Annotated in this window: 19 protein-coding genes and 1 riboswitch; of the genes, 9 read left to right on the top strand and 10 right to left on the bottom strand. The window is 61.9% G+C overall.

Annotation, left to right across the window (positions count from 1 at the left end; translation table 11 throughout):
- Window positions 1-211 precede the first annotated feature (211 nt).
- A complete protein-coding gene (locus E8A46_RS19635) occupies window positions 212-964 on the bottom strand; it encodes a Crp/Fnr family transcriptional regulator (RefSeq protein ID WP_291564681.1) in 753 nt (250 codons plus the stop codon).
- Window positions 965-1,399: 435 nt separating this feature from the next.
- Here E8A46_RS19635 and E8A46_RS19630 point away from each other — a divergent pair, with 435 nt between their 5' ends.
- The 3 genes from E8A46_RS19630 to E8A46_RS30480 all read left to right on the top strand — a co-directional run bounded on the left by E8A46_RS19630 (window position 1,400) and on the right by E8A46_RS30480 (window position 2,453).
- Entirely contained in the window at window positions 1,400-1,630 is a 231-nt protein-coding gene (locus E8A46_RS19630; RefSeq protein WP_291564678.1) for a hypothetical protein, read from the top strand.
- A gap of 113 nt (window positions 1,631-1,743) precedes the next feature.
- Entirely contained in the window at window positions 1,744-2,079 is a 336-nt protein-coding gene (locus E8A46_RS19625; protein ID WP_291564675.1) for a hypothetical protein, read from the top strand.
- 8 nt (window positions 2,080-2,087) lie between these two features.
- Window positions 2,088-2,453: a hypothetical protein gene (locus tag E8A46_RS30480; RefSeq protein WP_363252137.1), complete on the top strand. Its 366-nt coding sequence runs from the start codon at window positions 2,088-2,090 to the stop codon at window positions 2,451-2,453.
- Here E8A46_RS30480 and E8A46_RS19615 read toward each other — a convergent pair.
- The 4 genes from E8A46_RS19615 to E8A46_RS19600 form a co-directional block, all read right to left on the bottom strand.
- A complete protein-coding gene (locus E8A46_RS19615) occupies window positions 2,450-2,737 on the bottom strand; it encodes a hypothetical protein (RefSeq protein ID WP_291564670.1) in 288 nt (95 codons plus the stop codon). The two genes, E8A46_RS30480 and E8A46_RS19615, sit on opposite strands and share 4 nt — an antisense overlap.
- A gap of 153 nt (window positions 2,738-2,890) precedes the next feature.
- Window positions 2,891-3,085, bottom strand: coding sequence for a hypothetical protein (locus E8A46_RS19610; RefSeq protein WP_291564668.1), 195 nt, complete (start codon window positions 3,083-3,085; stop codon window positions 2,891-2,893).
- A 313-nt stretch (window positions 3,086-3,398) separates the two neighbouring features.
- Window positions 3,399-3,590, bottom strand: coding sequence for a hypothetical protein (locus tag E8A46_RS19605; RefSeq protein ID WP_291564665.1), 192 nt, complete (start codon window positions 3,588-3,590; stop codon window positions 3,399-3,401).
- A 414-nt stretch (window positions 3,591-4,004) separates the two neighbouring features.
- On the bottom strand, window positions 4,005-4,178 hold the full coding sequence (locus tag E8A46_RS19600) for a hypothetical protein (protein ID WP_291564662.1): 174 nt from the start codon (window positions 4,176-4,178) through the stop codon (window positions 4,005-4,007).
- A gap of 501 nt (window positions 4,179-4,679) precedes the next feature.
- Here E8A46_RS19600 and E8A46_RS19595 point away from each other — a divergent pair.
- Both E8A46_RS19595 and E8A46_RS19590 read left to right on the top strand, forming a co-directional pair.
- Window positions 4,680-4,826 carry a hypothetical protein gene (locus E8A46_RS19595; RefSeq protein WP_291564659.1) on the top strand — a complete coding sequence of 49 codons (147 nt, stop codon included), beginning with the start codon at window positions 4,680-4,682 and terminating at the stop codon, window positions 4,824-4,826.
- A gap of 193 nt (window positions 4,827-5,019) precedes the next feature.
- Entirely contained in the window at window positions 5,020-5,460 is a 441-nt protein-coding gene (locus tag E8A46_RS19590; protein WP_291564655.1) for a P63C domain-containing protein, read from the top strand.
- Window positions 5,461-5,541: 81 nt separating this feature from the next.
- Here the strand turns inward: E8A46_RS19590 and E8A46_RS19585 are convergent, their stop codons facing one another.
- A complete protein-coding gene (locus E8A46_RS19585; RefSeq protein ID WP_291564653.1) occupies window positions 5,542-5,751 on the bottom strand; it encodes a hypothetical protein in 210 nt (69 codons plus the stop codon).
- Window positions 5,752-5,926: 175 nt separating this feature from the next.
- Between E8A46_RS19585 and E8A46_RS19580 the strand changes: the two genes are divergently transcribed.
- Complete coding sequence (locus tag E8A46_RS19580; protein ID WP_291564649.1) at window positions 5,927-6,139, top strand: hypothetical protein; 213 nt, start codon at window positions 5,927-5,929, stop codon at window positions 6,137-6,139.
- Between the two features lie 491 nt (window positions 6,140-6,630).
- Here the strand turns inward: E8A46_RS19580 and E8A46_RS19575 are convergent, their stop codons facing one another.
- Window positions 6,631-6,828, bottom strand: coding sequence for a hypothetical protein (locus tag E8A46_RS19575; RefSeq protein ID WP_291564646.1), 198 nt, complete (start codon window positions 6,826-6,828; stop codon window positions 6,631-6,633).
- A gap of 297 nt (window positions 6,829-7,125) precedes the next feature.
- Between E8A46_RS19575 and recA the strand changes: the two genes are divergently transcribed.
- Window positions 7,126-8,220, top strand: coding sequence for a recombinase RecA (recA, locus tag E8A46_RS19570; protein ID WP_291564643.1), 1,095 nt, complete (start codon window positions 7,126-7,128; stop codon window positions 8,218-8,220).
- Between the two features lie 206 nt (window positions 8,221-8,426).
- On the opposite strand, the gene gcvP is transcribed toward recA, so the two are convergent.
- The 3 genes from gcvP to gcvT all read right to left on the bottom strand — a co-directional run bounded on the left by gcvP (window position 8,427) and on the right by gcvT (window position 12,980).
- Entirely contained in the window at window positions 8,427-11,294 is a 2,868-nt protein-coding gene (gene gcvP, locus E8A46_RS19565) for an aminomethyl-transferring glycine dehydrogenase (protein ID WP_291564640.1), read from the bottom strand.
- A gap of 150 nt (window positions 11,295-11,444) precedes the next feature.
- Entirely contained in the window at window positions 11,445-11,810 is a 366-nt protein-coding gene (gcvH, locus tag E8A46_RS19560; protein WP_291564637.1) for a glycine cleavage system protein GcvH, read from the bottom strand.
- A 9-nt stretch (window positions 11,811-11,819) separates the two neighbouring features.
- Window positions 11,820-12,980: a glycine cleavage system aminomethyltransferase GcvT gene (gene gcvT / locus E8A46_RS19555; RefSeq protein ID WP_291564633.1), complete on the bottom strand. Its 1,161-nt coding sequence runs from the start codon at window positions 12,978-12,980 to the stop codon at window positions 11,820-11,822.
- 138 nt (window positions 12,981-13,118) lie between these two features.
- Window positions 13,119-13,207: riboswitch (glycine riboswitch) on the bottom strand.
- A 194-nt stretch (window positions 13,208-13,401) separates the two neighbouring features.
- Between gcvT and alaS the strand changes: the two genes are divergently transcribed.
- Complete coding sequence (gene alaS, locus E8A46_RS19550) at window positions 13,402-16,095, top strand: alanine--tRNA ligase (RefSeq protein ID WP_291564631.1); 2,694 nt, start codon at window positions 13,402-13,404, stop codon at window positions 16,093-16,095.
- A 145-nt stretch (window positions 16,096-16,240) separates the two neighbouring features.
- The gene (locus E8A46_RS19545; RefSeq protein ID WP_291564628.1) at window positions 16,241-17,473 is read left to right on the top strand and encodes a cyclic nucleotide-gated ion channel; all 1,233 of its coding nucleotides are present in this window, start codon (window positions 16,241-16,243) and stop codon (window positions 17,471-17,473) included.
- The last annotated feature ends 73 nt before the right edge of the window (window positions 17,474-17,546 follow it).

Here is a 17,546-nt window from a genome sequence, read left to right as displayed (position 1 = left end):
GCCGATTTACCGCAGGGGGATTGTAGATCGCTCCGAGAGGGCGGTCCGCGGAAAGCTCATGTATAGAGAAAACATCGAGGCGCTGTCGGTCCGGTAGCCGTCATAGTGTGCATTCCACGCCGGGCAGCTAGCGCAATAATCCGGGGATGGAGGGTTTCCGGCGAGCGAATTCCGTGTCGGAAATCGGACGCAGCGGAGCAGGCGCTATGGTCTATCCGACTTCGCCGACCAACCGATGCTTCTTGTCGGTCCTCGGAGCGAGCGGGGAATCGCCGAGCAGCCGGTCAAATTCCAGTCGCGATATGTCGTAACATTCGCAGGCGCGGGACCGCAAAGCCTCCTGATCGAGGATCGAGACGTGGCCGCGCCGATATCGGATAAGCCCTGCTTTTTGCAAGCTTCCCATGACATCGGTAACCGTTGTTCGCCGCACGCCGAGCATCATTCCGAGGAATTCATGGGTCAGCAGGAAATCGCCTGAAGGCATCCGGTCGCGCGTCATCAGGAGCCAGCGGCAACAGCGCTGCTCGACCCTGTGCAGATGGGCGCAGGCGGCCGATTGGGCGACCTGGTTGAAGAAGGCATGGGCATAGCGCAGCATGACCAGGTTCAGCGGCCGGTTTCGTTCGAGTTCGTCACGGAAAACGCGGGCGTCCATCTGCAGGGCGGTGCCCGGAACCTGGACGTAAGCCGCCGAGGGCGCATCGTGGTCGCCGAGACAGATCGGCAACCCCACCATTCCCTCGTTGCCGATCGTGCCGACCTCCGCGCTGCTGCCATCTGACGTCGTGATGACCAGCGAAGCGACGCCGTCGACCGGGAAGTACACATGTTCGATCGGACGCGAGGCCTCGTAGAGGCTTTTCTTGTAGTCGAAAACCACATGCGACAAATGCGGGCGCAACCGCTCGTAGTTGTCATCCGACAGGAGCGAGAGGAGCCGGTTGGTTCGTCGAAAGGACATGCCCTGCTATTCCAGTGGTTGAAGACGCATCGAGCGCCAAGGGCTGCCCCGGTCAGGCACCGTCCTGATCGAGCGGACCGGCTTGCCCGGCTGCGGTGTCGGTTTCCTGGGCGCTGGCGCGTGCCGCGTATTCATCGGCCAGTTTGAGAAGACTATCACGCAAGGCAGGATCGGTGGAATCGCGGGCGAGACGGCGGATCGCCCGGCCTGTTGGCGAAGGTAAACTGACTGCACCACCGGGCTCACTCGCGACAGGCGGCAGTCCCTTCGGGGGCTCCCGGTCGCCGGCGCCGAGGGAGCTGGCAATTTTCAAATCCTATTCGCTTTATGTTCGGTAGGCGACTCAATTCCGCCCCTGGCTTGGGCGGCGGGGGGACTCGGTTTGGCGGACCGGAGCGCTATATTGAAGCGGTCGTTATTTGTCGGAGTTGCGACATGGTCTCTCGCCCGCGCGATCTCGCAGACCGGATGGCTGGCCGGAGCAGGCAGGAGGATGGGTTTTTGCGCGAGACGTTCACCCTGCCACGCGACAAGGCGCGGACCAGGGCACGCGATTTCCTCGTCCGCTATCCCAAGCAGGCCTATATGAGCGGCGTCGAAAGCTGGCGTGAGCTGCCGGATGGCGACATCGAATTCACGATGCGCAGGCTGCGCAGCGCCGACTAGGGCTCTCTTGACGGATCATGGAACCTTGCGTCGCTCCCAACCCCATATAATTGTTAACATTTTTCGATCATAGCTGTCTGCCTGGCTCCACCCGGTCCGGTGTGAGGAAAACGATGGCGAGACATCGCAAAGACCTCGGCGCGCGAAAGCATGTCCGGGTTGAACTGCACAAGCCGGGATTCCTGATCCCGGCGCCGGAAGCGCCCTGGATCGAGTGCCAGATCCTGGATGTTTCCGACCAGGGCACGTGTCTGGAGGTGGGTGCGCTGGCGGTGCCGAAGATTTTCGGCCTCGCATTCACGGCGGACGGCGGAGTGTTTCGGGTGTGCTGGCTGGTCTGGCGCAGGGGCGAACTGATCGGCGCCCGCTTCGTGTCAGCCAAGGAGCTCCGGCAGGGCTTGGCATTTGCCGACGCCGATATCGAGGGCCGGAAGGCTCCCGCCGGCTGAGACGGCCTGTGAAACTGCGGCGCGGATTATCGCTGCTGTGGTTGTTCGCCGAGCAGTTTGCCGTTCGATCGATTGATGAAATGAAGCCGGCTACAGGCTTGGCAGACCACGGTTTCGTAGCCGCCCTGGGGATCGTCCGGTGCGACTTGATCCGCCAGCCGGTGCTGCACGTTCATTCCGGTCCGGGGACATTTGAAGATGATGTGGCTCATATGACCGGGGAACTCTTACGGCTCGGCGGCCTTTTCGCCCTTGATCCAAATCAATGCGGTCGAGCTCAGGCCGACGCAGCGGCCCGAGCCAGCCGCTCCGCCGCCCGGGTTCTGAGCCAAAGACCCCTGATGTATTATTTTGAAGGATTTTCGCGACGCTAAAAGATATCCGACCCGGGTCGCGGCCGGGGGAAGCCTTGGTTCGAATCCGCTCTATCCATCGACTCCGCCACGAGGCGGATTCGAAAGACCGGGTGCTTGGACTCGTCCAGAAGTTCCATTTCCCATTCGGAATCCAGTTTGAGTTTGCGGGAGATTCCGCCAACGATATTGGCGCAAACGCTGGTCAGTTCGTGCCAGGCGGCATCGCGATCGGCAAACTCGGCGCCTCGGCTGGAGGCGCCGGAATAGCGGCCATTCCGGATACGAAAAAAATAGAGCGGCATGATACTCTCCCGATACGTTGGGACCGCTCAGGGCGCGTGAGACCCCGCAAGATTGTCAGTCAGTGGATTCCCGAATCCGGGATGGATCAATTCCGGGAATCTACGGGTTGGGCGCGGCCATCTGTCTCGCCCCCGGGCGAGCCGCGTTCGCGGCTATTCGCTCTCGGTAATGCGGATCAGGCCGTCGCCGGTGACGACGGGACCTTTGGCGGTCACGACGACGTAGCCAAGGCTGATCAGCTTTGCCAGGTGAAGCGCCGGTATCGTCGGGTGGGGAGAGGTGATCGCGATCTCGATCAGCGAGGCGAACTCTTCGGGCGTCAAAAGCTTTGGTGCATGGACAGTCATCTTCAACTCGCGATCAAATCGGGCCGGGCCCGTCATCTCGGAATGCCGCATCGACGAACTACGGTGCTGCAAAAACCATATCATCTATTTCGGTAGATTTGACAGGCTGAAACAATAAGTTTGGCCGGCGGCAGGCTCGGAAAAAAATGGCCCGCGGGCGTTGCCGATACGCAGCGGCGTTCGGCCGGTGCGGATGCGCAAAAGGCGGTGGCGAAAACGCGCTCCACGGTTGCTGTCGCCGAACGACCGGGGGTTCGTTGATGCGATCGCGGACCGGCGGCCGGCTCGCCATGGAACTCAGGAATCACGGAACTCAAGTAGTTGGCGCGCTCTCCGCCAGCTTGAGGGCGCGGTCGATCCGCATCTGGACCCGGCGGACGGCCAGGAGGCCGATCCGCGTTTCGGTCTTGCCGGTCTTGACCTCTTCGCCGATTCGGAACTGCCATTTCCAGACACCCGGCGTCGGGGTCACGGCAATCGAATATTCGATACCCCTGTAATTCATGGGAAAACTCCCATTGCGATTCACCCTTTCATGATGAGCACAGACGCAAAATGGCCTCTGTTCAATTTTGACCGCCGCTTTCAAAAAAATCCGGAAAAATCAACACAGGCCGCGCGCCCGCGCGAGCCAGCGCCGAGCCGCATCCTGGGCGACCTCGCGAAAGAGCCTCCGGATCCGGGAATCCGAAGGCTCCATGTCAACGTCGCAGCTTCCTTGTGGGGCAGTTCGGCAATGACAAAACCATCATGGAGCCGATCACCACGGGTCGTATTGAGTGAGATCAAGAGGCCCGCTCGCGCAGGCGATTTTTCGCCTGATGACGTTGACGCCGGCGCAGGGTGCTGCGCCCCAAGTCGGACACCCGCAACGACGACGGCGGGGCGCTATTTGGTTTCAGTGATGATTTGGAACGCTTCAACTGTTCGGCTTCGACACCGACTGGGATTCATTCGAGGCCCGATGGGCGAGTGCGTGCCATTCAATGGCGATCTCGACCCACGCATCGCGGGTGGCATGGTCGGTCGCGTTCCGCGCAAATCCTTCGCAGGCAAGCGCCTTGTGCCGGTATTTTTCGGGGATATTGGTCATCGTGATGCTCCACGTTACGGCGGGAGCACAACGCCCTCAGTCACCGATAACTGCCCAAAAATCGCGGTGATATCGAACCAACACTCGAAGCTGCGGGACGTTCCCGATTTTGCGGGCAATCTGACTGGGGGTCAAATTAGGCCATTGAGGGTCGAAACAGGCCAGTACCGTGCCCAGCTACTGGCAAAACGACGCGTTCGCCGTCCATCAGCTTGACCTTTCCTTGCGGGAGGTGCGGCGGGTTGTTGGGGAAGGTGACGAGGCCGCCAACTGACGCGGCCCATTGGCCATGGGTTTATGCAGGATGCGGGTGCTGGCCGAAATAGGCCACTCGCCAGATCAAAATAGGCCACTATTTTCGGAACAAATATGGTGGTGGAACCTTGGAATAGTCGGGTGCGCTCGCCGCCGCTGAGCGCTGCCGAGCCAGAACGGTCTCAGCCCTCCCCCGAGCTGGGGCCGTTTCTTTGGCCATTCTCTTCAATTTGGAAGAGGGCGCCGGTGGCGCTGACATTCCCAGCATCTTTGTCGACTGATAGTTATCAAGACTTGTCGGACTATCCGAGCTTGTTCTTGCGTAAGGCAAAGCGCCACGCGGATGCTATCCGGCAGTTCGATGAGATGGTTGGAAAAACCGGCGACGAATGAAAGAGGCCGCCAACTGAGGCGGCCTACCACAAGGCAATACTACTATGTCGCCGTCGCCGGCGGCGTGAGATCACGTCTCTAACGCCGAAGCCGACAGTAAATCCGATAATAAAACTACCTAAAATTACCAACAGCACTCCTAACATACTCAAAGCATAGCAGATTTCGGGTGTCAGTGCGGCAACGGCGAAGAGTGGACCTGGATCAAATTAGGACTACTCCCAAATTTCCGATTTCATTCTATGAGCAAATCTATCGCGTGATGGGATGGCCATTCGATGCAGCCTCAACTGCTCGCACCGCGTATGTTGGCAAACTAACGAATAGCTTGATCTATGAGCAATTGCCCCCGGGGGTGCTGGATGACCTGCGCCGGAAAAACCCTACCGACCCAGCAACAAAACGACGCAAACGAAAACACTTTCAATTTCTGACTGAGGATGTTGGCAATCCGCATGTCGATAAGCAAATAACTGCGGTTACAACGCTACTTAGGGCAACGCCGAACGGGCAATGGAAGTTTTTTGAAACGCTTTTCAAACAGGCGTTTCCCCCCGCTCAGCCTGACCTATTTATGGCCGATGAGATTGAGCGCCTAAGGCTTGCGCCACCAAACGAAGAGGCCGCCAACTGAGGCGGCCCGCAAGCAGAAGCCCCGGCGGTGAAGCCGGGGAGTATTACGTCGCTTGATGATCAGGCTGGATGTAACCGTCGGTTACGCCGGGGGGCGCGTCGTCGTTATCGGGCCATTGGGGGATGTCTGAGTCTGAATAGTCCCATCATTCTTGATCCAGATCGACGCACCGTTGTTGAAGGTCGCCAAGGTTCCCATGTTGTTTTGGATGACCTCGCCCCCAGGAATCGGAGATCCACCCGAAACTTGATCAAGTTCGTCCAAGCTCAATTTACGAATTTCCGCGCTCATTTCACTCTCCTGTTGGTCGGAGGGATCATTCCCTCTCAATCGGTGGTCGCAGGAGTACGTGGCATCGTTCATTGATGATGTGATGGATGTCACACTTCAAATTAGGCCACTGCCGATTTCATAACCGGCCACTAACCATCAAAACAGGCCATTACCAGGCCCCAGGTGCTGTCCGATGCCGGAGCACTTGACGCGTCCGGTGCAGGAGAAATTCTCCCTTGATGAAGGCGAGGTTTCTCTGACGATCCCAAGCAGGCTTTCACCGGAAAGCTATAAGGATTTGGAAGATCGGTTGTCGATCTTTCTTCGCGGCGTAAAGCGGCGGGCAGAGGCTCACAACCGCCTCGCCAATATGTTCAAGGATGATGACGAAGAGGCCGCCAACTGAGGCGGCCTCTTGAACGGCTTAGCAAGGCGGCCGGTTATTCCGATGCTTGTCACACAATCGTACACAGTTGATTCCGCCGGTCGTGAAACATTCCTTCATGCATGCTTCGTCTCCTTTGTAGCACTGTTTCGGCGCAGCCCTCGCATCGGTCATGCTTCCTGCTAACGACAGCATCAACATCGCTGTAAGAATAAGAAGTGCGACTGGAAATCTAACCATCGGTATTCCCCCTGTTGAAACAGGAAGAGGGTACACGCTCCGGCAAATTAGGACACTGCTAACCACAAACTAGGACACCGGGGGTCAAATACGGACAGTACCAGGCCCCAGGTACTGGCCGAGGCCAGCACCAAATTTTCCTGCGCGGTCTTAAGCGCCGCACTGATGCCGAAGCCGCGCGCCGCCATACTGATCGCGACGACATTCCAGATTGAAAGAGGCCGCCAACTGAGGCGGCCTCTTCTAATTGGTGCACAATAAGCCTTGTTAACTTAATGGCTAGGGCAAGCGCCTGTCAGAACACCCTGACTTTTGCCGGAGGCGTTTGAGCTACCTGCGGCGTCGCCCAGCGCGCCCAAGACCTTAGCGAGGCCATTATAGAAACCGGCAAGTGTAATTGCGTCTCCGCAGCTCATTCCGCCGGAAACCTGGTCCAGGTCACCATCGCTGAGATTGTTCAAGTTGGTCATAGTCGTCTCCCGTTTGTCCTTTGGGGCGAGACCATTCCCGCCAGCCGTGATGCGGGTGTACGCGGGGATCAGGTTGGACGCTGTGCTGCACATCACACAGAAATCACACTTCAAAAACAGGCCACTGCTGATTTCAAACTAGGCCACTGAGGGTCGAACTAGGCCAGTACCAGGCCCCAGAAAAGAACATATTGCGAACCTGGAACAAATAGGGTACAGTGTTCCATCAATCGCTGATTCAACCCGTTGCCGCCCGTTTGTCCCGCTAGCGAATCCCCGCCATAAGGAGCACCACCCATGTCCGCCACTGCGCTGCGTATCGTCGAAGGATCCTCCATGGACAAGACCAAGGCCCTGTCCGCCGCGCTCTCCCAGATCGAGCGTCAGTTCGGCAAGGGCTCGGTGATGCGGCTGGGCAAGAACGACCGCTCGATGGATATCGAGACCATTTCCTCGGGCTCGCTGGGGCTCGACATCGCGCTTGGCGTCGGCGGCCTGCCGCGGGGCCGGGTGGTGGAAATCTACGGGCCGGAATCCTCGGGCAAAACCACGCTGGCGCTGCACACGGTGGCCGAGGGTCAGAAGAAGGGCGGCATCTGCGCCTTCATCGACGCCGAACATGCGCTTGATCCGGTCTATGCCAGAAAGCTCGGCGTCAACATCGACGATCTCCTGATTTCGCAGCCCGACACCGGCGAACAGGCGCTGGAAATCTGCGACACGCTGGTGCGCTCCGGCGCGGTCGACGTGCTGGTGATCGATTCGGTGGCGGCGCTGGTGCCGAAGGCCGAACTCGAAGGCGAGATGGGCGACGCGCTGCCCGGCCTGCAGGCGCGGCTGATGAGCCAGGCGCTGCGCAAGCTCACCGCCTCGATCAACAAATCCAACACCATGGTGATCTTCATCAACCAGATCCGGATGAAGATCGGCGTGATGTACGGCTCGCCGGAAACCACCACCGGCGGCAATGCGCTGAAATTCTATGCCTCCGTCCGCCTCGACATCCGCCGCATCGGCGCGATCAAGGAGCGCGACGAAGTGGTCGGCAACCAGACTCGCGTCAAGGTGGTGAAGAACAAGCTGGCGCCGCCGTTCAAGCAGGTCGAGTTCGACATCATGTATGGCGAGGGCGTCTCCAAGATGGGTGAAATCCTCGATCTCGGCGTCAAGGCCGGCATCGTCGAGAAATCCGGCGCCTGGTTCTCCTATGACAGCCAGCGGCTCGGCCAGGGCCGCGAGAATTCAAAGGCCTTCCTGAAAGCCAATCCCGACATGACGGCGAAGATCGAAGCGGCGATCCGCCAGAATTCCGGCCTGATCGCCGAGCAGATTCTGGCAGGCAGCCCCGAGCGCGACGCGGAGGGCGACGAGCCGGAGGCTGCGGAGGATTGAGGTTTGGTCGATTCAGGTCGCGTGACCTGAATTTTGACATCAGCGGGCGCTGCGGACGTTGAGTTGCCGACGTTCGCAGCGCCCGCTTTGTTTTGCGTGGTCACCACTGACAGGAATGCTCGCCGGCGCAGATGCACGCGCGCGCGACGATGGCTGCAAGAACAGAGCCGCACTAAAATGCGGGACTTGCTTACCTTCGAATTATGTCACTCCGCCGCCTCTGCGTATTCGGTGACCGGCGGGCACGAACACACCAGATGGCGGTCGCCATAGACATTGTCGACCCGTCCCACCGGGCACCAGTATTTGTCGATGCGCGAGGTGCCGGCGGGGAAACAGCCCTCGGCGCGGGGGTAGGGCCGCGCCCACGCCTCGTCCGCGATATCGTGCACCGTGTGCGGCGCGTGACGCAGCGGCGAGGCTTCGACCTTCCAGCGTCCGTCCTCGATCTCGGCGATTTCGCGCCGGATCGCGATCATCGCATCACAAAAACGGTCAAGCTCGGCCTTGGATTCGGATTCGGTCGGCTCGATCATCAGCGTGCCCGGCACCGGAAAGCTCATGGTCGGCGCATGGAAACCGTAATCGATCAGCCGTTTGGCGATATCGTCCACGGTGACGCCGCTTGATGCCTTCAGCGGACGGGGATCGACGATGCACTCATGCGCGACGCGGCCTTTTGCATTCCGGTAGAGTACCGGAAAATGCGGGTTTAATCTGGCCGCGATGTAATTGGCGTTGAGGATCGCGATTTCGGTGGCGCGGGTCAGACCTTCGCCTCCCATCATCAGAATATAGATATAGGAGATCGTCAGGATCGAGGCCGAACCGAACGGCGCGGCCGATACCGAACCGACTGTGGTTTGGCCGCCGGTCGAGGGATGCCCTGGCAGGAACGGCGCCAGATGCGCCCTTACGCCGATCGGTCCCATGCCGGGGCCGCCGCCGCCATGCGGGATGCAGAAGGTCTTGTGCAGGTTGAGATGGCTGACATCGGCGCCATAATCGCCGGGCCGCGACAGCCCGACCTGCGCATTCAGGTTGGCGCCGTCGAGATAGACCTGTCCGCCATGGCCGTGCACGATGTCGCAGATTTCCCGGATATGCTCCTCGAACACGCCGTGGGTGGAGGGATAGGTGATCATCACGGCCGCGAGGTCGTTGGCGTGCTGTTCGGCTTTGGCGCGCAAATCACCGACATCGACGTCGCCGCGCGCGTCACACGCCACCACCACGACCTCCATGCCGGCCATGTGAGCGGACGCCGGATTGGTGCCGTGCGCCGAGGACGGGATCAGGCACACCTTGCGATGCGGCTCATGGCGCGCGGCATGATAGCCGCGGATCGCCAGCAGCCCGGCATATTCGCCCTGTGCGCCGGAATTCGGCTGCAGCGAGATCACGTCATAGCCGGTGATGTCGCACAGCCATCGTTCCAGCCGCGCAAACAGCGCGTGATAGCCGGCCGCCTGCTGGCGCGGCGCGAACGGATGCAGATCGCCGAATTCGGGCCAGGTCAGCGGGATCATTTCCGATGTCGCGTTGAGCTTCATGGTGCAGGAGCCGAGCGGAATCATCGCGCGGTCGAGCGCGAGATCGCGGTCGCTGAGCTTGCGCATGTAGCGCAGCAGTTCAGTCTCCGAGCGGTGGGCGTGAAACACCGGATGGGTGAGGAAGGCGGTTGCCCGCCTTAGTTCCGCGGGCAGCGCCTCGCTGCTTTCGGCTTCGACCTCGGCATAAGCCAGCTTGCCGCCGAAGGCGCGCCACACCGCCTCGACAATGGCCGGCGTCGTGGTCTCGTCGAGCGCGATGCCGAGCGTGCCTTGACAGATGCGCAGGTTGATCTTCCCGGCGCGTGCCCGGGCGAGGATTTCGTCCTGCTGCTCGCCGGTATTCACCGTCACCGTATCGAAAAACGTTTCCGACCGCGGCGCAAATCCAAGCCGGCGCAATCCGGCCGCCAGCACGGCGGTGCGGCGATGCACGGTACGGGCGATCTGGGTCAGCCCCTCCGGGCCGTGATAGACGGCGTACATCGAGGCGATGATCGCCAGCAGCACCTGCGCGGTGCAGATGTTGGAAGTCGCCTTCTCGCGCCGGATATGCTGCTCGCGGGTCTGCAGCGCCAGCCGATACGCCGGCTGCCCGCGCGAATCGATCGACAGGCCGACGATACGCCCTGGCAGCGAGCGCTTCAGCGCATCGCGCACCGCCATATAGGCCGCGTGCGGCCCGCCATATCCCATGGGCACCCCAAAACGCTGCGCCGATCCGATCGCGATGTCGGCGCCGAGTTCACCCGGCGAGGCCAGCAGCGTCAGGCCCAACAGATCCGCCGCGACGATGGCGAGCGCGCCCTTGGCGCGCAGCGCCGCGATCGCCGGGCGCAGGTCGCGAACCGCGCCCGAGCAAGCCGGATATTGCAGCAGGCCGCCGAACACGTCCGCCTGGTCGAGATCGCTCAAGGGATCGCCAACGACCAGATTCCATCCCAATGGCTCGGCCCGGGTGCGCAGCACGGCCAGCGTCTGCGGATGCACCTCGGCGTCGACGAAGAACGAATTTGTCTTCGCCTGGGAAGCGCGTTCCGCCAGCGCCATCGCTTCGGCCGCAGCGGTGGCCTCGTCGAGCAGCGAGGCGTTGGCGACATCGAGCCCGGTGAGATCGCAGATCATGGTCTGGAAGTTGAACAGGGCTTCCAGCCGGCCCTGGCTGATCTCCGGCTGGTACGGCGTATAGGCCGTATACCAGGCCGGATTCTCCAGGATGTTGCGCTGGATCACCGCCGGCAGAATCGTGCCGGAATAGCCTTGGCCGATCAGCGAGGTGAAGACCTGATTTTGCGACGCCAGTTCGCGCATATGCGTCAGCGCTTCGGTCTCGCTCAGGGCAACGCCGAGATCGAGCGGCGCCTTCTGCCGGATCGAGGAGGGCAAGGTCTCGGCCATCAGCGCCCTGAGGCTTGCGGCGCCCACGGTATCGAGCATCGCCGTGATGTCGCGGGGGGAGGGGCCGATATGGCGGCGCACGAAGCTGGTGGCGGCTTCGTCGGTGTGTCGGAGCGGCGCGTTCATGGGTGCCTCGCTGGAAAGTTCAAATTCGGTGTCATCGTCCGCGAAGGCGGACGATCCAGTACGCCGTGACGTCTCGGTTCAGTTACAGGCCGGGGATTACTGGATGCCCCGCCTTCGCGGGGCATGACGGGCTTCTTCATGGTCATCATCTCAGGCGATATGTTTCTGGTACGCGGCTTCATCCATCAGGCCGCCGAGTTCGCTCTTGTCGGCGATCCTCAGTTTGAAGAACCAGGCCTTGCCGGCGGCGTCGGAATTAATCAGCGCCGGCTCGGCCGACAGCGCGTCGTTGGCTTCCGTCACTTCGCCCGAAATCGGCGCGTAGACGTCCGAGGCGGCCTTGACGGATTCGACCACCGCGGCGGCTTCCGCCTTCTTCAGGCTGCGGCCGACCTTCGGCAATTCGACGAACACGACGTCGCCGAGCTGCGACTGCGCGTAGTCGGTTACGCCGATGGTGGCGACGTCGCCCTCGATGCGGAGCCATTCGTGATCGGCGGTGTAAAGCGTCGTCATGACAAATCCTCAGCGTTTGTAGGTGTTGGGAATGAAGGGCATCGGCGAGATCCGCAGCGGCAGGCGCTGGCCGCGCAGCTCGGCGAACACCAGCCCGCCGGGCGCAGCCCGTGGCGCGGGCAGGTAGCCCATCGCAACCGGCGCGTTGAGGCTGGGGCCAAAGCCGCCCGAGGTCACCGCGCCAATCTGTTCCGAAGAATCCGCATCCGCGAACAGCGGCGCGCCTTCGCGCACGGGCGCGCGGCCCTCGGGACGCAAGCCGACGCGGCGGCGTGGTGCACCCTGTTCAAGTTGGGCCAGGATCAAATCCGCGCCACCGAATCCACCAGCGCGCGCGCCGCCCCTGCGGCGGCTCTTCTGGATCGACCATTCCAACGCGCCCTCGACCGGCGTCGTCGAGGCGTCGATGTCGTGGCCATAGAGGCAAAGCCCGGCCTCGAGCCTGAGACTATCCCGCGCGCCAAGCCCGACCGGCAGCACGTCGGTGCCGTCAAGCAACTGCTTGGCAAGTCGCTCGGCCGCCTCGGCCGGGACCGAGATCTCAAAGCCGTCTTCCCCGGTATAGCCCGAGCGCGAGACGAAGCATTCGATGCCGCCAACCCGGCGCGGACCGGCGTCCATGAATCGCATCGCGGGAGCATCGGCGCAAAATTTAGTCAGCACCGATTCCGCCTTTGGTCCCTGCAGCGCGATCAGGGCGCGGTCGGGGAGGGGCTCGATGACGCAGACATCCGAGAGATGGGCGCGCAGATGGGCTTCGTCCGCAGCCTTGCAGGCGGCGTTGACGACCAGAAACAGGTGGTCGCCGAAATTCGCCACCATCAGGTCGTCGAGAATGCCACCCGACTCACTTGTGAACTGGGCGTAGCGCTGCCGTCCCGGCGCAACCGCTAAGATGTCCTGCGGCACCAGCCGCTCCAGCGCCAGCGCCGCATCTTCGAGCTTGCCGGATTTCGGCCGCAGCGCGATCTGGCCCATATGCGAGACGTCGAACAGGCCGGCGCAGGCTCGGGTATGCAGGTGTTCCCTGAGCACGCCTGTTCCGTATTGCACCGGCATGTCATAGCCGGCAAACGGCACCATCTTGCCGCCGCTTGCGAGATGCAGCGCATGCAAGGGGGTGCGATTGAGGCCGGATGGCGGGGAAGGTTGATGTTCGCGCGCAAGCATCACAGGGCCCTCGCGGTTTTTCGGGGGTGATTCCCCAAAAAACCGGCAAAGCCCCATCTGTCGCTGTGCCTGAGAGTATTATCCCGTCGGCGGGCACATCCGGGTCAAAACCCTTCGGTGCCTCTTTCCAGATGTTGTCAGGTCACGCGGTCCGTTTGCCTGAGAGTTTCCGGGGCGGTTGCTCCTTCGGCGCCGGCAACAAAGCCGATCTCTCCCGACGTGACTGTCTTGAACAGATAGGAGGAAAACACGGCCACGCCAGGGCTGTCAACGCGCTCGCAGCATCTATCAACGGCTGTGCGGCAAGCCCCTGATCCGCTGCACACTTTCTGGACAGCGCTGGCCCCCTTGTCTAAAAGCGGTGCGCGGGACACATGCGTCTTTTGCGGCGAATCCCGGGAATTTTTGCGATTGGACCAAAATGAGCGGCGTTAACGAGATCAGGTCGACATTCCTCAAATTCTTTGCCGACAACGGCCACGAGATCGTGCCGTCGTCGCCGCTGGTGCCGCGCAACGACCCGACCCTGATGTTCACCAATGCCGGCATGGTGCAGTTCAAGAACGTCTTTACCGGCGTCGAGAAGCGTCCCTATGTGCGCGCCACCACCTCGCAGAAATGCGTGCGCGCCGGCGGCAAGCATAACGATCTCGACAATGTCGGCTACACCGCGCGGCATCACACGTTTTTCGAGATGCTCGGCAATTTCTCGTTTGGCGACTATTTCAAGGACCGCGCCATCGAACTGGCGTGGAACCTGGTGACCAAGGAATTCGGCCTGCCGAAGGACAAGCTCACGGCCACCGTCTATATCGATGACGACGAGGCGTTCGATCTCTGGAAGAAGATCGCCGGATTGCCGGAATCGCGGATCATCCGCATCGCGGGCTCCGACAATTTCTGGCAGATGGGCGACACCGGTCCGTGCGGGCCGTGCTCGGAAATCTTCTACGACCATGGCGACAAGATCTGGGGCGGCCCGCCGGGGTCGCCGGAGGCCGATGGTGACCGCTTCATCGAGATCTGGAATCTCGTATTCATGCAGTACGAGCAGGTCTCTCCGGGGGTGCGCAACCCCTTGCCGAGGCCGTCGATCGACACCGGCGCGGGGCTGGAGCGGGTCGCGGCGGTGCTGCAGGGCAAGCACGACAATTACGATATCGACCTGTTTGTCGCGCTGATCCGCGCCATCTCCGAATTGACCGGGGCCAATCCGCATGGCGAACAGAAGGCCTCGTTGCGCGTCATCGCCGACCACTTGCGCGCCTCGTCGTTCCTGATCGCCGACGGCGTGCTGCCCTCGAACGAGGGCCGCGGCTATGTGCTGCGCCGGATCATGCGCCGCGCGATGCGCCATGCGCAATTGCTCGGCGCCAGGGATCCGTTGATGTACCGGCTGGTGTGGGCGCTGGTGCGCGAAATGGGCCAGGCCTATCCGGAATTGGTCCGCGCCGAGAACCTGATCGAGGAAACCTTGCGGCTGGAGGAGACCCGGTTCCGCAAGACGCTGGAACGCGGGCTTTCGATCCTTGACGAAAAGAGTGCGTCCTTGAAAAAGGGCGACATGTTCGACGGCGATACCGCGTTCACGTTGTACGACACCTATGGCTTTCCGCTCGATCTGACCCAGGATGCGCTGCGCAATCGCGGCATCGGCGTCGACATCGCCTCCTTCACCGACGCGATGGACCGGCAGCGCGCCAAGGCGCGCGCGGCCTGGGCGGGGTCCGGCGATACCAAGAGCGAATCCTATTGGTTTCCGTTACGCGAGAAATACGGCGCCACAGAATTTCTTGGTTACGAAACCGAAGTGAGTGAAGGGGTCGTCCAAACCATCTTTCGCGGAGGCGAAGCGGTAACCGAACTAAGACCCGGCGAAAGCGGCGAAATAATACTTAATCAAACCCCTTTTTACGCCGAGTCCGGCGGACAGGTCAGTGACACCGGTTGGTTGATGCGAGCCTCCGACAGGGAAATAGTTGCGACTGTCCTCACCTGTCATAAGCAGGCTGGCGATCTTGTTGTGCACAACGTCAGGGTTGAGAAGGGCGGCCTTAAGGTTGGCGACGCACTTCGTCTCGAAGTCGATCATGATCGGCGAAGTGCTATCCGCCGAAACCACTCCGCGACCCACCTGCTGCACGAGGCGCTGCGCCAGGTGCTCGGCGACCACATCGCCCAGCGCGGCTCGCTGGTGGCGCCGGACCGCTTGCGCTTCGACTTCGTGCATCAGAAGCCGATCACACCGGAAGAGCTGAGCCGGATCGAGGATATCGCCAACGAGGTGGTACTGGAGAATGACGAGGTCACCACGCGGTTGATGGCGGTGGATGATGCGCGCGAGGCCGGCGCCCGCGCGCTGTTCGGCGAAAAATATGGCGACGAGGTGCGCGTGGTTTCGATGGGCAAGACCGCGCGCGAGCACGGGGCCAATGCGCTCGGTTGGTCGGTGGAATTGTGCGGCGGCACGCATGTGCGCCGCACCGGCGATATCGGCCTGATCTCGGTGACCGGCGAAAGCGCGGTGTCATCGGGTGTTCGCCGCATCGAGGCGCTGACCGGACGCCATGCGCGAAAGCACGCCAACGACACCATGCAACTGGCCAAGCATGCGGCCTCGGAGCTGCGCACCCCGCTCGAGGAGATGCCGGCACGGATCGCGTCGCTGATGGAGGAACGCAAGAAGCTCGAGCGCGATCTGTCGGAGGCGCGCAAGAAACTTGCGATGGGCGGTGGTGCGGCGGCGTCGAATGGATCGGCGGCGGGGCCTGCGGGTGTGCGCGAGGTCGGCGACGTCAAGCTGATGGCGCGCGCGGTCGAAGGCATCGAGATGAAGGACCTCAAGAGCCTCGCCGATGACGGCAAGAAGCAGCTCGGCTCCGGCGTGGTGGCGATCGTCGGCGTCACCGGGGATGGCAAGGCCGGCGTGGTCGTCGGCGTCACCTCGGATCTCACCTCGCGCTACAACGCGGTCGATCTGGTGCGCGTGGCGTCCGAAGCGCTTGGCGGCAAGGGCGGTGGCGGCCGGCCCGACATGGCGCAGGCGGGGGGACCCGACGGCGCCAAGGCGAACGCCGCGCTCTCGGCCATCGAGAAGGCCATGGCCGGCGCGTAACGTCCTTCAGCCAACCCGCGCGAGCGTTGAGGAACATCAAATCCGCTGCCGCATGGGAGCTTAATATGAGTTTCCTTTGATTCCAAAGCTCGGGTCGGGGGGCATCGACGAAAACGCGCGAACTTCGAAAACCGGGACACTGGCATTGGCGATCCTTCCGCGCAGCAAGAAGTTGAACGCTCCCGATCTGCGGGATCGGTTCTACGAACTGCTCGAACACGATCACTTGCCTTACTCGGCCGGCTCGCGCTTCGTCCGCCTGATTGTCTCCATCATCATCATCGACGTGCTGGCGATGGTCCTGGCGTCGGTGCCGGAGTTCGATGCGCGTTTCGGCTGGACCTTTACCGTCATCAAGATCGCCGCGGTGGTGGTGTTTGCGCTGGAATACCTGGCGCGGCTCTGGAGCGTGGTTGGCCATTCGCAGCGGAAGAAATCGCCGGCGCAGGACCGCATCGAATATGCGCTCTCGAGCCTTGGCATCATCGATCTCCTGGCGTTCCTGCCGGCAGCGATCGCGCTCGTCGCCGGCAGCCGCTCGACGCTGGTGTTGCTCGGCGTGCTGCCGTTTTTCAAGCTGGTGCGTTATTCGCCGGCGATGCGCTCGCTGCTGGCGGCCCTTCACGCCGAGCGGCGAACGCTGTTCGGCTGTCTCGTGATTCTGGCCGGCGCGGTGCTGGTGTTCGCCTCGCTGCTTTATGCGATCGAACACGACGTGCAGCCCGACAAGCTGGGTACCATTCCGCAGGCGATGTGGTGGGCGATCGTGACGCTGGGCACCGTGGGCTATGGCGACGTCGTCCCGGTCACGCCATTGGGCAAACTGGTGTCGGTATTCGCCATCATTGGCGGCCTGACGATGATCGCGCTGCCGGTGGCGATCATTTCCACCGCCTTTGCCGACGAGGTAAGGCGGCGTGATTTCGTTGTGACTTGGGGGATGCTGGCGCGGGTGCCGCTGTTCTCGCATCTGAGCGCCACCGAGATCGCCGACATCATGCGGCTGTTGCGGGCGCAGACCATCGAAACAGGCGAGATTATGGTGCGGCGCGGCGATGTCGCGTCCTCGATGTATTTCATCACCGCGGGCGAGGTCGAGATCGAATTGCCGAACCGGCGCGTTCGGCTTTCGGACGGCACGTTCTTCGGAGAAATCGCGTTGCTGCACCGGACCAAGCGAAGCGGCACGGTGACGGCGATGCGCAAGACGAGACTGCTGGCGCTCGACGCGCAGGATTTCCATGCACTGATCGAACGGGTGCCCGCGCTCGCCGCGCATGTGCGCAAGACGGCGAAGGCGCGGCTCGCCGATAGCGGCGATCTCGCCACGGGCGAACTCTCGCAGGTCGCGCATGACGATCAGCCGGCCGACAAATAGTCCCGGCTATCTGGAATCCGAAGGTGATGCCGAGCCCCGGGGCAGTTCAGGACTCATCCCTGCAAGAGCCGCC

Origin of the sequence: Bradyrhizobium sp., assembly GCF_004799445.1 — a bacterium.
Lineage (GTDB): Bacteria > Pseudomonadota > Alphaproteobacteria > Rhizobiales > Xanthobacteraceae > Bradyrhizobium.
Note: the sequence above shows the minus strand (reverse complement) of the source record. Positions and strands in the feature narration are given on the sequence as shown.

What these genes read in the sequence shown, in the direction of transcription:
- E8A46_RS19635 (WP_291564681.1), bottom strand. Translation starts at nt 964, where the DNA reads ATGTCCTTTCGACGAACCAACCGGCTCCTCTCGCTCCTGTCGGATGAC.
- E8A46_RS19625 (WP_291564675.1), top strand. Translation starts at nt 1,744, where the DNA reads ATGGCGAGACATCGCAAAGACCTCGGCGCGCGAAAGCATGTCCGGGTT.
- E8A46_RS19585 (WP_291564653.1), bottom strand. Translation starts at nt 5,751, where the DNA reads ATGAGCGCGGAAATTCGTAAATTGAGCTTGGACGAACTTGATCAAGTT.
- E8A46_RS19605 (WP_291564665.1), bottom strand. Translation starts at nt 3,590, where the DNA reads ATGAATTACAGGGGTATCGAATATTCGATTGCCGTGACCCCGACGCCG.
- alaS (WP_291564631.1), top strand. Translation starts at nt 13,402, where the DNA reads ATGAGCGGCGTTAACGAGATCAGGTCGACATTCCTCAAATTCTTTGCC.
- E8A46_RS19615 (WP_291564670.1), bottom strand. Translation starts at nt 2,737, where the DNA reads ATGCCGCTCTATTTTTTTCGTATCCGGAATGGCCGCTATTCCGGCGCC.
- recA (WP_291564643.1), top strand. Translation starts at nt 7,126, where the DNA reads ATGTCCGCCACTGCGCTGCGTATCGTCGAAGGATCCTCCATGGACAAG.
- E8A46_RS19610 (WP_291564668.1), bottom strand. Translation starts at nt 3,085, where the DNA reads ATGACTGTCCATGCACCAAAGCTTTTGACGCCCGAAGAGTTCGCCTCG.
- gcvP (WP_291564640.1), bottom strand. Translation starts at nt 11,294, where the DNA reads ATGAACGCGCCGCTCCGACACACCGACGAAGCCGCCACCAGCTTCGTG.
- E8A46_RS19580 (WP_291564649.1), top strand. Translation starts at nt 5,927, where the DNA reads ATGCCGGAGCACTTGACGCGTCCGGTGCAGGAGAAATTCTCCCTTGAT.
- E8A46_RS19575 (WP_291564646.1), bottom strand. Translation starts at nt 6,828, where the DNA reads ATGACCAACTTGAACAATCTCAGCGATGGTGACCTGGACCAGGTTTCC.
- E8A46_RS19600 (WP_291564662.1), bottom strand. Translation starts at nt 4,178, where the DNA reads ATGACCAATATCCCCGAAAAATACCGGCACAAGGCGCTTGCCTGCGAA.
- gcvH (WP_291564637.1), bottom strand. Translation starts at nt 11,810, where the DNA reads ATGACGACGCTTTACACCGCCGATCACGAATGGCTCCGCATCGAGGGC.
- gcvT (WP_291564633.1), bottom strand. Translation starts at nt 12,980, where the DNA reads ATGCTTGCGCGCGAACATCAACCTTCCCCGCCATCCGGCCTCAATCGC.
- E8A46_RS19630 (WP_291564678.1), top strand. Translation starts at nt 1,400, where the DNA reads ATGGTCTCTCGCCCGCGCGATCTCGCAGACCGGATGGCTGGCCGGAGC.